The sequence below is a fragment of the Sanguibacter inulinus genome (assembly GCF_013415325.1).
Lineage (GTDB): Bacteria > Actinomycetota > Actinomycetes > Actinomycetales > Cellulomonadaceae > Sanguibacter > Sanguibacter inulinus.
In genome coordinates, this window is record NZ_JACBYE010000047.1 from 1 (window position 1) to 12,401 (window position 12,401).

General features: G+C 69.8%; 14 protein-coding genes and 1 other RNA gene. 4 read left to right on the plus strand and 11 right to left on the minus strand.

Going from position 1 to position 12,401, the window contains the following annotated elements; translation table 11 throughout:
* Positions 1 to 61 precede the first annotated feature (61 nt).
* From ssrA to prfB, 6 genes are all read right to left on the minus strand, one after another.
* Positions 62 to 429, minus strand: a transfer-messenger RNA (tmRNA) gene (gene ssrA / locus HZZ10_RS15250).
* A 272-nt stretch (positions 430 to 701) separates the two neighbouring features.
* Positions 702 to 1,232, minus strand: a complete 531-nt coding sequence (gene smpB, locus HZZ10_RS15255) for an SsrA-binding protein SmpB (RefSeq protein ID WP_218928841.1) — start codon at positions 1,230 to 1,232, stop codon at positions 702 to 704.
* Positions 1,233 to 1,315: 83 nt separating this feature from the next.
* The gene (locus tag HZZ10_RS15260) at positions 1,316 to 2,686 is read right to left on the minus strand and encodes a M23 family metallopeptidase (RefSeq protein WP_056129628.1); all 1,371 of its coding nucleotides are present in this window, start codon (positions 2,684 to 2,686) and stop codon (positions 1,316 to 1,318) included.
* Between the two features lie 3 nt (positions 2,687 to 2,689).
* A complete protein-coding gene (ftsX, locus tag HZZ10_RS15265) occupies positions 2,690 to 3,604 on the minus strand; it encodes a permease-like cell division protein FtsX (RefSeq protein WP_179914150.1) in 915 nt (304 codons plus the stop codon).
* Positions 3,605 to 3,614: 10 nt separating this feature from the next.
* Entirely contained in the window at positions 3,615 to 4,304 is a 690-nt protein-coding gene (gene ftsE / locus HZZ10_RS15270; RefSeq protein ID WP_056129621.1) for a cell division ATP-binding protein FtsE, read from the minus strand.
* Positions 4,305 to 4,507: 203 nt separating this feature from the next.
* Entirely contained in the window at positions 4,508 to 5,626 is a 1,119-nt protein-coding gene (gene prfB, locus HZZ10_RS15275; protein ID WP_056129618.1) for a peptide chain release factor 2, read from the minus strand.
* A 246-nt stretch (positions 5,627 to 5,872) separates the two neighbouring features.
* Here prfB and HZZ10_RS19880 point away from each other — a divergent pair, with 246 nt between their 5' ends.
* On the plus strand, positions 5,873 to 6,280 hold the full coding sequence (locus HZZ10_RS19880) for a helix-turn-helix domain-containing protein (RefSeq protein ID WP_308507596.1): 408 nt from the start codon (positions 5,873 to 5,875) through the stop codon (positions 6,278 to 6,280).
* 96 nt (positions 6,281 to 6,376) lie between these two features.
* Here HZZ10_RS19880 and HZZ10_RS15285 read toward each other — a convergent pair whose 3' ends face one another.
* The 3 genes from HZZ10_RS15285 to HZZ10_RS15295 all read right to left on the minus strand — a co-directional run bounded on the left by HZZ10_RS15285 (position 6,377) and on the right by HZZ10_RS15295 (position 8,225).
* A complete protein-coding gene (locus HZZ10_RS15285; RefSeq protein ID WP_179914152.1) occupies positions 6,377 to 6,991 on the minus strand; it encodes a ClpP family protease in 615 nt (204 codons plus the stop codon).
* Positions 6,988 to 7,626, minus strand: a complete 639-nt coding sequence (locus HZZ10_RS15290; protein ID WP_179914153.1) for a ClpP family protease — start codon at positions 7,624 to 7,626, stop codon at positions 6,988 to 6,990. Before HZZ10_RS15290 ends, HZZ10_RS15285 begins: the two co-directional genes overlap by 4 nt.
* 104 nt (positions 7,627 to 7,730) lie before the next feature.
* A complete protein-coding gene (locus HZZ10_RS15295) occupies positions 7,731 to 8,225 on the minus strand; it encodes a MarR family winged helix-turn-helix transcriptional regulator (protein WP_179914154.1) in 495 nt (164 codons plus the stop codon).
* 77 nt (positions 8,226 to 8,302) lie between these two features.
* Between HZZ10_RS15295 and HZZ10_RS15300 the strand changes: the two genes are divergently transcribed.
* Positions 8,303 to 9,289 carry an EamA family transporter gene (locus HZZ10_RS15300; RefSeq protein ID WP_179914155.1) on the plus strand — a complete coding sequence of 329 codons (987 nt, stop codon included), beginning with the start codon at positions 8,303 to 8,305 and terminating at the stop codon, positions 9,287 to 9,289.
* 82 nt (positions 9,290 to 9,371) lie between these two features.
* Here the strand turns inward: HZZ10_RS15300 and HZZ10_RS15305 are convergent, their stop codons facing one another.
* Entirely contained in the window at positions 9,372 to 10,070 is a 699-nt protein-coding gene (locus HZZ10_RS15305; protein ID WP_179914156.1) for a type 1 glutamine amidotransferase domain-containing protein, read from the minus strand.
* 56 nt (positions 10,071 to 10,126) lie between these two features.
* Entirely contained in the window at positions 10,127 to 11,146 is a 1,020-nt protein-coding gene (locus HZZ10_RS15310; protein ID WP_179914157.1) for an NADP-dependent oxidoreductase, read from the minus strand.
* 163 nt (positions 11,147 to 11,309) lie between these two features.
* Here HZZ10_RS15310 and HZZ10_RS15315 point away from each other — a divergent pair, with 163 nt between their 5' ends.
* On the plus strand, positions 11,310 to 11,894 hold the full coding sequence (locus HZZ10_RS15315; protein ID WP_056129608.1) for a TetR/AcrR family transcriptional regulator: 585 nt from the start codon (positions 11,310 to 11,312) through the stop codon (positions 11,892 to 11,894).
* Positions 11,895 to 11,921: 27 nt separating this feature from the next.
* The gene (locus HZZ10_RS15320) at positions 11,922 to 12,356 is read left to right on the plus strand and encodes a VOC family protein (RefSeq protein ID WP_179914158.1); all 435 of its coding nucleotides are present in this window, start codon (positions 11,922 to 11,924) and stop codon (positions 12,354 to 12,356) included.
* Positions 12,357 to 12,401: the final 45 nt, after the last annotated feature.

Here is a 12,401-nt window from a genome sequence, read left to right on the forward strand (position 1 = left end):
ACCCTGTCGGGTGGCCGCCTCTTCTGCGTGCTGCACGGTCTGCTCGCGCAGACCTGGGGTGTGGTGGAGGTGCGGGGAATCGAACCCCGGTCCGGTGACGCAAATCCAGGACTTCTCCGGGCGCAGTCTGCTGTGGATTTTCTCGGCCTCAGCACTCGCGCAGACACGTAGCTGACAGGCCCAGTCGTCTTAGAGTCCCTGCAACGTCAACGACGAACGTTACAAGCAGTGGCTCCCTAGATGACGCAAGGAACCGGAGCGGAAGCTACCCCGGGCTTACGGACTTCAGGACTCGCTCAGGCGGCGAGTGCGAAGTCGGTGCGCTTGGAATCGGCACCTATTGTTTTGCAGACATCGTTTACGAGATAAGTCTGCATCCTCGGCCCGCTTCTCCTCGAAACACGACCACCGTCGAAACCGATCACCCCCGTGTGCAGTTTTCAAGCACCGTGCCCGGTCGAGTACCCCGCGCAGCGATGACTCCAGTCTACGCGACCAGGAGGCCCGGGCGCACGGGATTATCGTGCGCCTGGGGCGAACACCGGCGCGATGCGGACACTGGGGCGTCCCGGACACCGCTCGGTAGACCGCGCCCCGCCCACTGGCGCTCCGCGGGCCCCGCGACAGGCCCCGGGGCTCTTCACCGCCCAGGCTGGGAGCGTTATCTCACGGCTGACGAGTCGCCGACCGTAGCCGAGACCTCAGCGCAGCTCGCGCTGACGGATCGCGCGGTGCGCCTCGCGGTTGTCCTGCTGCTCGCGCAGCGTCTGACGCTTGTCGAACTCCTTCTTGCCTCGCGCGAGCGCGATCTCGACCTTGGCCCGCCCGTCGAGGAAGTACATCTGGAGCGGGACGATCGTGAAGCCCTTCTCCCGCGTGCCCTGCGCGAGGCGTTCGATCTCCGAGCGGTGCAGCAGCAGCTTGCGCTTGCGACGAGGCGCGTGGTTCGTCCACGTCCCGTGGGCGTACTCCGAGATGTGCGCTCCCTCGAGCCACGCCTCGTTGCCCTCGATGTTCACGTAGCCGTCGACGAGCGACGCACGGCCTGCACGCAGCGCCTTGACCTCGGTGCCGGACAGGACCATGCCGGCCTCGAAGACGTCTTCGATGGCGAAGTCGTGGCGCGCCTTCTTGTTGCTCGCGATGAGCGAGCGGACAGGTCCCGAGGAGGCTGGGGCCTTCTTGCCCTGCTTCGATCCGTCGGGGATCTGGTACATCTTCGCCTTGGCCATGACACCTCCTGCTCGTCCGACCCGTGGTCGACGGGCCTCACCAGGGTAGATCACCCGGGCAGGGGGGACGAGCTGTTTTGCTCTCAGCCCAGCATCGTCATGGGGTCGACGGTGCCGCCGTTGACGTACACCTCGAAGTGCAGGTGGCAGGCGGTCCCCAGTCCCGTGTTGCCCGAGTACCCGACGAGGTCTCCGGTCGAGACGCTCTGGCCGCCCGAGACGGCAAAGCTCGTCAGGTGGTTGTAGCTCGTCATGAGGCTGGCGCCGTTCCGGCTGCCGTTGTCGAGGAGAACCTGGTTGCCGAAGCCGTTCTTCCAGGTGGCCCACTGGACCGTGCCGCTCGCCGCCGCGTAGATCGGCGTACCGCAGTAGGCGCGGAAGTCGGTGCCTGCGTGGAGCCTGTAGTAGCCGAGCACGGGGTGCAGGCGCCAGCCGTAGCTCGACGTGATGTGCGGGACAGCGGTCGGGTACGAGAGCGAGCCACCTGACGGCGGCGCCGGGGCTGGCGCAGGAGCCGGCGCGGGTGCGGGTGCGGCGCCTCCGGTCGAGGGCGCGGGGCGCGCGGCCTCGGCGGCCTTGCGCTGCGCCTCCTGCTCGGCGGCGATGCGGGCACGCTCGGCCTCCTGGAGGCCGATGATGTCCTGGATCTCCGACGTGAGGTCGTCGCTCTGCGTGGTGAGCTCGGCCTGGCGGGCCTCTTCGGTCTTCTTGCGTTCTTCGATGGTCGTCTTCTTGGACGCCTGCTCGGTGATGAGCCGCTCGACCTCGGTCTTCGCGTCAGCAGCGCTGGTCTTGGCCGCGTCGGCCTCGACGAGCTTGGCGTCGGCGTCGGTCTTGAGGGTGCTGATCGCGTCCTTGACGGCGTCGAGACGCACCTGGGTGTTGCTCGTGACAGCCTGCGTCTGGCGGAGGTCCTCGAGGGAGGAGTTCTGCGTCCGCAGCGCCGTGGTCGACATGTTGTACTGCGTGACGAACTCGTCGGTCGTCTTGGCCCCCACCACGAACTCGAGGCTCGAGATGCCGAGGTCGCCGCGAGCGGCCTGCCGGGCCATCTCTGCGACGGCGTTGTGCGCGTCGGTCGACGCGGTCTCGTTCTCGGCGATGGTGTCGACGAGCGTGGTCTCTTCGGCCTCGGCGTCGGTGAGCCGCTGCGCGAGGCTGTCGGCCTCGCGCTGCGCGGTCTCGTACGCAGCGTTCGCCTTGTCGAGGGTCGCCTGCGCGACGGGAAGCTCGGCCTCGATCGTCTGCAGGTCGATGTACGCCTGGGCGAGGGCCTCGTCCGTCTCGGCGAGGTCGTCGCTCACGGCGGTGAGCGCCGAGCTCGCCGCGTCCTTCTTCGCCTGTGCGTCCGCGAGGCGGTCGTCCAGGTCGTCGGCGGAGGCGGGCATCACGCTCAGGCCGACCAGCAGGGCGACCGAGAGCAGTGCGGCGGAGAGGGACCTCAGGCGAGTCATGTGTCAGACCTTCGTGTAGCGGCTCAGGGTGACGATCGACGAGATGGCAGCCAGCAGGAACGCGACACCGATGAGCAGCGGCGCGATCACCCACACGTCGCTGGTCGTGACGTACGGGATCCACTGCATGGACTGGCCGAGCCAGTCCTCGACCAGGTACTTGACGCCGAGCCAGAGCCCGCCCACGGCCATGAGGGCACCGACCGTCGCGGCGATCGCCCCCTCGAGCATGAAGGGCAGCTGGATGAAGAAGTTGGACGCCCCGACCAGGCGCATGATGCCCGTCTCGCGCTTGCGGCTGAGCGCGGAGAGCCGGATGGTCGTCGTGATGAGCAGGACCGCGGCGAGCAGCATGACACCGGCCAGGCCCGCGGAGAGCAGCGTGGCGCGGTTGAGCACGAGGAACAGGGGCTCGAAGATGCTCCGCTGGTCGCTGACGGTCTCGACACCGGGCCTGCCGGTGAGGACGTCGTTGATCACCTGGTACTGCTCGGGGTCGACGAGCTTGATGCGGAACGACGCGTTCATGTCGTCCTCGCTCACGGTGTTGAACCACCAGCGGTCGTCGAACTGCTCCGAGAACGTCACCCAGGCCTCGGCCTTGCTCTCGAAGGTGACGCTCTGGATCTCGGCCGCGACGTCGGGCTGCTCGAGCACCGCGCGGACCGAGTCGATCTGCTCGTTGGTGGCCTCACCGCCCGCACAGGTCGGCTGGCTCGAGCCGGGTGGGCAGAGGAAGACGCTGATCTCGACCTTGTCGTACCACTCGCCCTTGAACTTGCCGATCTGCGACTGCAGCAGGACGGCGGCACCCACGAAGGTCAGGGACACGAAGGTCACGAGGACGACCGAGATGGTCATCGACAGGTTGCGCCGGAGACCGATCCCGATCTCGGAAAGAATGAACTGGAAACGCACCGATATCCCCTCAGCGGGCAGAGCCGTAGACGCCACGGGACTGGTCGCGGACCAGCTCACCCGTGGACAGTTCGATGACGCGCTTGCGCATCTGGTCGACGATCTCGTCGTCGTGCGTGGCCATGACCACGGTCGTGCCCGTGCGGTTGATCCTGTCGAGCAGGCGCATGATGCCCAGCGAGGTGGTCGGGTCGAGGTTTCCTGTCGGCTCGTCGCAGAGCAGGATCGAGGGCCGGTTCACGAAGGCGCGGGCGATCGCCACGCGCTGCTGCTCACCACCGGAGAGCTCGTGCGGACGGCGCTTCTCCTTGCCCGCGAGCCCGACCATGTCGAGGGTCTCGGGGACCGTGGTCATGATGTGGTGGCGCGGCTTGCCGATCACCTGGAGCGCGAAGGCGACGTTCTCGAAGACCGTCTTGTTGGGCAGCAGGCGGAAGTCCTGGAACACCGCACCGATCTGGCGGCGCAGCGTGGGGACCTTCCAGTTGGAGAGGGTCTGCATGTTGCGGCCGGCGACGAAGACCTCGCCCGAGGTCGCGCGCTCTTCGCGCAGCACGAGGCGCAGGAAGGTCGACTTCCCCGAGCCGGACGCACCGACGAGGAACACGAACTCTCCGCGCTCCACCTCGAGGGAGACGTCGTCGAGCGCAGGCCGCGCACCACGCGCGTACACCTTGCTGACGTTCTCAAAACGAATCACAACTGGGCCCAGGCTTCCGTTCGGTGGGGCGAGCACGGCTGCCCGCAGGGCGGGCAGACCGGTTCGAGAGTATGCACCCCTGCACAGGACCTCACGCCCGACACGCCGCCCGGCGGCGAGCCTGGGAGCAGTCTGGACACGGCCCGACGGCTGCGGGCCTCAGATCACGCTCGGCTGACGGGCGGCTGCCGATCAGCTGTCTGTCAGCTGTCGGACTTCGACCGGCGCCAGCGGATGCCGGCCTCGATGAAGTCGTCGATCTCACCGTCGAAGACCGCCGAGGTGTTGCCGACCTCGTGCTCGGTCCGCAGGTCCTTGACCATCTGGTACGGCTGGAGGACGTAGGAGCGCATCTGGTCGCCCCAGCTGGCCTTGACGTCCCCGGCCATCTCCTTCTTCATGGCCTTCTCCTGCGCCTGGCGCTCGAGGAGCAGCCTGGACTGGAGCACGCGCATGGCAGCGGCACGGTTCTGGATCTGCGACTTCTCGTTCTGCATCGACACGACGATCCCTGTCGGGATGTGCGTGAGGCGCACAGCGGAGTCTGTCGTGTTGACGGACTGTCCACCCGGGCCCGACGAGCGGAACACGTCGACGCGGATCTCGTTGTCCGGGATGTCGACGTGGTCGGTCGACTCGATGAGCGGGATGACCTCGACGGCGGCGAAGGAGGTCTGGCGGCGGCCCTGGTTGTCGAAGGGCGAGATGCGCACGAGACGGTGCGTGCCGGCCTCGACGGAGAGGTTGCCGAAGGCGTACGGGGCCTTGACCTCGAAGGTCGCGGACTTGAGCCCGGCCTCCTCGGCGTAGGAGGTGTCGAGCACGGCGGTCGGGTAGCCGTGGCGCTCGGCCCAGCGCAGGTACATGCGCATGAGCATCTCGGCGAAGTCTGCGGCGTCGACGCCACCGGCTCCTGCACGGATGCTCACGACGGCCTCGCGGGCGTCCCACTCCCCCGACAGCAGGGTGCGGACCTCGAGGTCGCCGAGGTCGCGGCGGATGCCGTCGAGATCCTTCTGCGCCTCTTCGAGGGTCTCGACGTCGTCGGCGCCCTCACCCTCGGTCGCCATCTCGACGAGCACCTCGAGGTCGTCGATGCGCGACTCCATGTTCACGATGCGGTCGAGCTCGGTCTGCGCCTGGGACAGGGCTGTCGTCACCTTCTGCGCTGCCTCGGTGTCGTCCCAGAGGTCAGGCGCGGAGGCCTGGTCCGAGAGCTCGGCGATGCGGATCTTCAGCGCCTCCGGGTCGGTCACGGCGCTGATGGTCGCGAGGGTGCCGCGCAGGGCGCTGATCTCTGATGCGAAGTCGGTGGTAGCCACGATCGTCAAGGTTACGCGACTCCGGCCGGAGCGGGGGGACGCACGGTGCGGGTCACCGCGATGACGAGCCGGCGGGGTCGCGCGGGGAGACGTCACCACCAGACAGAGCCAGCTCCACCCGAGGCGTCCGCCCGTGGCGCTGTTCACCACGGGCGGACGTCCGCCTGGATCGTCGCGGCGCACCGGCACCCTAGGCTCGGACCAGGACGCGCAGAGCCGGACCGAGCCGCACGACGAGGAGACCCCGTGGGAACCCTGATCCCCTTCCCCGTCCGTCCTGCCGCGGAGCTGGGGCGGACGACGCAGGGCACGGCGGAAGCCCAGCGGACCCCGGTCCGCGATGCCGGTGCCGACCACACTCCTCTCGCGACTCCCCGTGCCACCGGCCCCTCGCTCCTCTGGCGCGAGGCCGTCGGTCACGAGCTGCGCGGCGAGCGCACGGCCCAGTCACGCACGCTCGCCGACGTCGCCCGTCGTGCCGGGGTCTCGACCCAGTACCTCTCGGAGATCGAGCGCGGTCGCAAAGAGCCGTCCTCTGAGGTGCTCGAGGCCATCGGGTCCGCACTGTCGCTCACGCTGCTCAACCTGACCTCGCGGGTGTCGGGGGCGCTCGCACGGGGCACAGGCGACGGAGCCCGCCTCATGGCCGCCTGACCGCCCGTCCGACGTCGAGCCCGCGGCCTGGAGTTCAGCCCCGCTCCCCGACGACGGCCGGCGGCTCCCTCCTCCGAACCAGCCGCGGCACGAGCGTCACCGCACCCCAGCGCGGACCTTCCGGCTCGCCACGACCTCGTCGACGAGCCCGTAGGCGACGGCCTGACCGGCTGTGAAGATCCGGTCCCTCGACGTGTCGGCCCGCAGCACGGCGAGGTCTTGTCCCGTGTGCTCGGCGAGGATGTGGTCGACCTCGTCGCGGACCCGCTGGATCTCCTTGGCCTGGATCTCCAGGTCGGGCAGCGCTCCACGACCGCTGCTGACCGACGGCGGGTGCAGCAGGACGCGGGCGTGGGGCAGGATGCCGCGTCGCCCCGGTTCGCCCGCGGCGAGCAGCACCGCGGCCGACGACGCCGCCTGCCCGACGCACACCGTGCCGACAGGGGCGCGCAGGTACTGGATGGTGTCGTAGATCGCGAGCATGGCACTGACCGAGCCGCCTGGAGAGTTGATGTAGAGCTCGATGGGCAGGTCGGGCGCAGCAGACTCCAGGTGGATGAGCTGGGCGACGACCACGTTCGCGACGCCGTCGTCGATCTCCGTGCCCAGGAACACGATCCTGTCGGAGAGCAGGCGGCTGTAGACGTCGGCGGCCCGCTCCCCCGTCGTGGTCTTCTCGATGACGCTCGGGATCGTGTACTGCCCGCTCATCGGGCACCTGCCAGGCCGGCGGGACGCTGGCCCTGGGCTGGGAGCACCTGCGCGAGGTCTGTCGCGACGGCGTCGACGAAGCCGTAGTCCAGTGCCTCCTGCGCCGTGAACCACCTGTCTCGGTCCGAGTCTCGCTCGACCCTGTCGTAGGGCTGCCCCGTGTGCTCGGCGATCAGCGTGAGCATGACCTTCTTGGTGTGCTCGAGGTTCTCGGCCTGGATCGCGATGTCCACGGCGGTGCCCTGGAGACCGGCCGACCCCTGGTGCATGAGGATGCGGGCGTGCGGCAGGGCGAAGCGCTTGCCACGGGTCCCGGCGGAGAGCAAGAACTGCCCCATGCTCGCGGCGGTCCCGAGCGCGACGGTGCTCACGTCGTTCGGGATCAGCCGCATGACGTCGTACATGGCGAGCCCGGCTGACACCGAGCCGCCGGGCGAGGCGATGAGCAGGACGATGTCGGCGTGAGGGTCTTCGGCGGAGAGCAGCAGGAGCTGGCTGCAGACGCGGGTGGCCAGGTCGTCGTCGACCTCTTGGCCGATCACGACGACGCGGCGGAACATCAGGCCGCTGGTGAGCCTGTCCGCGAGTGCGCCGCCGCCGGACGGTGGGGTGTCGTGGGTGCTGGTGAGGTGCACGGGGTCCTCCTCGGTGGTGGGTGTGCACCCCACGGTGTCTCAGCGGTCGCGGCTGCGGGGCCGGATCGTCTCGAGGCAGATCTGCTGTGAGCAGCAGCCGAGTGCTAGGCCTCGTCGCCGAGGTGCTCGAGGAGGGTCCGCAGCGTGCTGGCGAGCAGCTCGCGCTGCTCGGCGTCGAGCCCGGCGAGCAGCCGATCCTCGGTCGCGACGTGGTCCGGGAGCGTGTCGTCGACGAGGGCGCGACCCGCCTCGGTGAGCTGGACGAGGACGCTTCGTCTGTCGGCGTCGGAGGGTGAGCGCTGCACCAGCCCGCGCTCTTCGAGCCTGTCGAGGCGCTGCGTGATCGCTCCTGACGTGACCATCGCCGACCGCATGAGGGCTGCAGGGGTCAGCCCACCGGCCGCGGCGTTGCGTCGCAGCGTCGCGAGGACGTCGAAGGAGGACGCGTCGAGGTCGTGGGCGGCGAAGGTCGTCCGCAGCTCGGCCTCGACGAGGCGCTGGACGCGGGCGAGGCGCCCGACGACCCCCATCGCGGAGACGTCGAGGTCGGGGCGCTCGACGGCCCACTGGGCGAGCAGGTGGTCGACGTGGTCAGGCACGCGCTCAACCTACCAGCGTCGACCGAGATGTCTTAGCACTGTGATACTTTCTCTTAGTGCTAAGCAAACGACACCGCATGCTGCTCGCAACCTCCGTCGCCCCCGCAGTCTGGGCCACGACCTATCTGGTCACCTCCGAGCTGCTCCCCCCGGACCGACCGTTCCTCGCCGGCGCCATCCGCGCCCTCCCGGCGGGCCTGCTGCTCGTCGCCGTCACCCGGCAGCTCCCCCACGGCGCGTGGTGGTGGAGGTCGCTCGTGCTCGGCTCGCTCAACATCGGCGGGTTCTTCGCGCTGCTCTTCGTCGCCGCGTACAGGCTCCCGGGTGGCGTCGCGTCGGCGGTCGGTGCGCTCCAGCCCTTGATCGTCGCCCTGCTCGCGGTGGTCGTGCTCGGCCAGCGACTCACCGCCCGGACCCTCGTCGCGGCAGTCCTCGGCGTGGTCGGCGTCAGCCTGCTCGTGCTGCGCGGCGAGACCCACCTCGACGCCGTCGGTGTCGTCGCCGCGGCGGGTGCGGCCGTCTCGATGTCTGTCGGGGTGATCCTCGCCAAGCGGTGGGTCTCCCCGGCGTCGTCGCTCGCCACGACGGGGTGGCAGCTCACCGCGGGCGGTCTCGTGCTCCTCCCGCTCGCCCTCGTCGTCGAGGGGCTGCCGTCGCACCTCACGAGCGAGAACGTCGCCGGCTACGCCTATCTCGCGCTCGTCGGTTCAGTCCTCGGGTACGCCCTGTGGTTCCGCGGGCTGCGAGCGCTGCCACCGACCGACGTGACCTTCCTCGGCCTGCTCAACCCTGTGGTCGCGACGGTGCTCGGCTGGGCTGTGCTCGACCAGAGGCTCACCGCGCTCCAGCTGCTCGGGGGCGGGATCGTGCTCGCCTCGCTCGTGCTCGCCCAGCTCCGGCCCCGCAAGGCTGCACCCGAGGGACCGGAGGCGTCGGGGCGGCCAGAGGAACCCCGAGCAGCGCAAGCCTCGGGGGCTCAGGGTGTCGCGCAGCGGCCGCAGGTCGCAGAGACACCGGAGGAGCCCGACCTCACCCGACGCAGAGACCGCGCCTCCCCCTCGTGAGGGGAGACGCGGTCGTGGCCTGCTGCACGCCGGGCGGCGCTGCTGAGAGCCGTGGTCAGAGCGGCTCTGACGAGCGGAGCTCTCAGCCCGCCGACTCGATGAGCGTCCGGGCCAGCAGCACCGAGGACGACGGGTTCTGCCCGGTGTACAGGCCGCGGTCCTGCTGCACGTTCGGCTCGAAGGGCGCACCGCCGACGAAGTCGGCGCCGCGGCCCCTGAGCTCGGTCTCGACGAGCCAGCGGGCCTTGTCGGCGAGCCCGCCGATCCGCTCCTCCTCGTCGGTGAAGGAGGTCATGCGGTACCCGGCGAAGGGCCACGACCCGTCCTGCCGGCGCGCGGCGAGCAGAGCGGCCGGTGCGTGGCAGAGCACCCCGAGCGGGATGCCCTCGTCGAGCGCCGTGGTGAGGAGGGCTCCGGAGGTCGTGTCGACCGCGAGGTCTTCCATCGGGGCGTGGCCGCCGGGGTAGAACACGACGTCGTGGTCGGTCGCGCTGACCGACTCGAGGTCGACGACCGACGCGAGCCGGTCGTCGATCGAGGCGAGGTAGGCCTCGAGCTCGGCGGAGCGTTCCTCGCCGCCGGTCGCCTGGGGCGCGAGGCTCCCGGCGTCGACGGTCGGCTTCACGGCGCCGGGCGTCGCGATCGTGATGTCCCAGCCCGCCTCGGTGAACAGGCGGTGCGGCTCGGCGAGCTCTTCGGCCCAGAAACCTGTCGGGTGGACCGTGCCGTCGGCGAGGGTCCATCCCTGCGCGGCACTGACGACGAACAAGACGCTGCTCATGACGTTCTCCTTCTCGGTGGTCGATCGGGTGATGCCTGTGCTGGTGCTCGGGGCGCTCAGCGTGCGGTCTTGACGACCATCTTGCCCACGTTCTCGCCGCGCATCATGCCGAGGAACGCGTCGACGGCGTGGTCCAGGCCCTCGACCACGGTCTCGTCGAAGACGACGTCGCCGGCGGTCACCCACGCGGTCATGTCGGCCATGAAGGCCGGGAAGTGCTGCGTGTAGTTGCCGACGGTGAAGCCCTGGAGCATCAGCCCGCGGGTGACGATGTTCGCCATGTTGCGCGGGCCTGTGGCCTCGCCCGTGGTGTTGTACTGCGAGATCGCACCGCAGAGTGCGGCGCGCCCGCCGTCCTTGAAGGCACCGAGGGCAGCCTCGAGGTGCTCGCCGCCGACATTGTCGAAGTACACGTCGATGCCGTCGGGGGCGGCGGCGGCGAGCTCGCCCGCGACGTCGCCGTCCTTGTAGTTGAAGGCGGCGTCGAAGCCGTAGCGCTCGGTGAGGAGCGCGACCTTCTCGGCCGACCCGGCCGAGCCGACGACGCGGGCAGCACCCTTGAGGCGGGCGATCTGACCGACCATGCTGCCCACGGCCCCAGCAGCGCCGGAGACGAAGACGGTGTCACCCTCACGCAGGTGGGCGATCTCGAGGAGACCGACATAGGCGGTCAGCGCTGTCATGCCGAGCACGCTGAGGTACGCCGAGCTGGGGATGCCGTCGACCTCGGGGACGACACGCACACCTGCCGCCGGGCCCTGGGCGACGTCGCGCCAGCCGAGCTGGTGCACCACGACAGACCCGACGGGGACGTCGTCCGACGTCGAGGCGACCACACGGCCGACAGCGCCACCGGTCATGGTCTCGCCGAGGGCGAAGGGGGGCGTGTAGGACTTCACGTCGTTCATGCGACCACGCATGTACGGGTCGACCGACATGAACTCGTTCTCGATGCGGACCTCGCCCGCGGCGAGGTCGGGGAGCTCGACGGTGACGGTGCGGAAGTTCTCAGCCGTCGGCCAGCCCTCTGGGCGGGAGACGAGCTGGATCTGGGTGCTGGTGACGGGCTGCGTCATGATGAACGTCCTCTGCTATTGTGAACCGATCGTTCCACTATAGGGCAGGGTCCGGGTCGCCGCAGACGCGACGGCCGTCACACCACCGCTCCGAGCATCACCCAGACCGTCGCCGCCCGCGACGCGGGGACAGGCAGCACCGAGCACGAGAAGAGAGACCGTCATGGGTCGCACGCAGAGCTTCGACACCACCACAGCCGTCCGCGCCGCGCGCGACGTGTTCTGGCAGCACGGCTACGACGGCGCCTCGCTCTCCGAGCTCGAGGCGAGCACAGGCCTCAACAGGTCGAGCCTCTATCACGCCTTCGGCAGCAAGCGCGGGCTCTTCGACGCAGCCGTCGAGGACTACCTCACGACGGTCATCCGTCCACGGCTCGCCCCGCTCGTGGCACCGAGCACCGGCACTGCGGCGCTGCTCGGATATTTCACCTCGCTGCACGCCGCCGTGGCCGCGCTCCCCGACGACTCGCCGCGTCGCGGGTGCCTGCTCGTCAACAGCACCGCCGGTCTCGCCGCGCAGGACCCCGCCGCCCGTGACGTCGTCGACGGCTACCGCTCCGAGCTGACCGCCGCGCTGCGCACGGCGCTCGCCGCCGGGCACCCCGGGCTGAGCGAGCCCGAGCTCGACAGCACAGCGCGGGTGCTGGCCTCGCTGAGCATCGGCGCGATGGTCGTCGCGCGGATCAACCAGCCCGAGGCTCTCGCGCTGCTCGAGACCGCCGGAGAGGTCGTCCGAGCCCTGTCCTGACGCACCCCACCGGAGTAGCGTCCCCCCGTGAGCTATTCCTTCCAGGTCACCGTCGACTGCGCAGCTCCCCACCCCCTCGCGGACTGGTGGGCGCAGACCCTCGGGTGGTCCGTCGAACCGAGCGACGAGGCCTTCATCCGCTCGATGATCGACCAGGGCCACGCGTCCCTCGACGACACGACCACGCACCACGGCGTGCTCGTCTGGGCCGAGGGCGCAGCCATCCGGCTCGTCGACGGGCCGCCCGGGACCCCGCGCGTGCTGTTCCAGCGGGTCCCCGAGGCGAAGACCGTGAAGAACCGCACGCACCTCGACGTCAGGATCGGCGACGACGACCTCGAGACCGTCCGCGCAGCCCTCGAGGCCCGCGGCGCGACCTACCTGCACACGGCGTCGCAGGGGCCGCACTCGTGGATCACCATGACCGACCCCGAGGGCAACGAGTTCTGCGTCAGCCGCTGAGCCCGGCGGGTCTGACACCGCGCTCCGGCGTCAGACGGTGCCAGC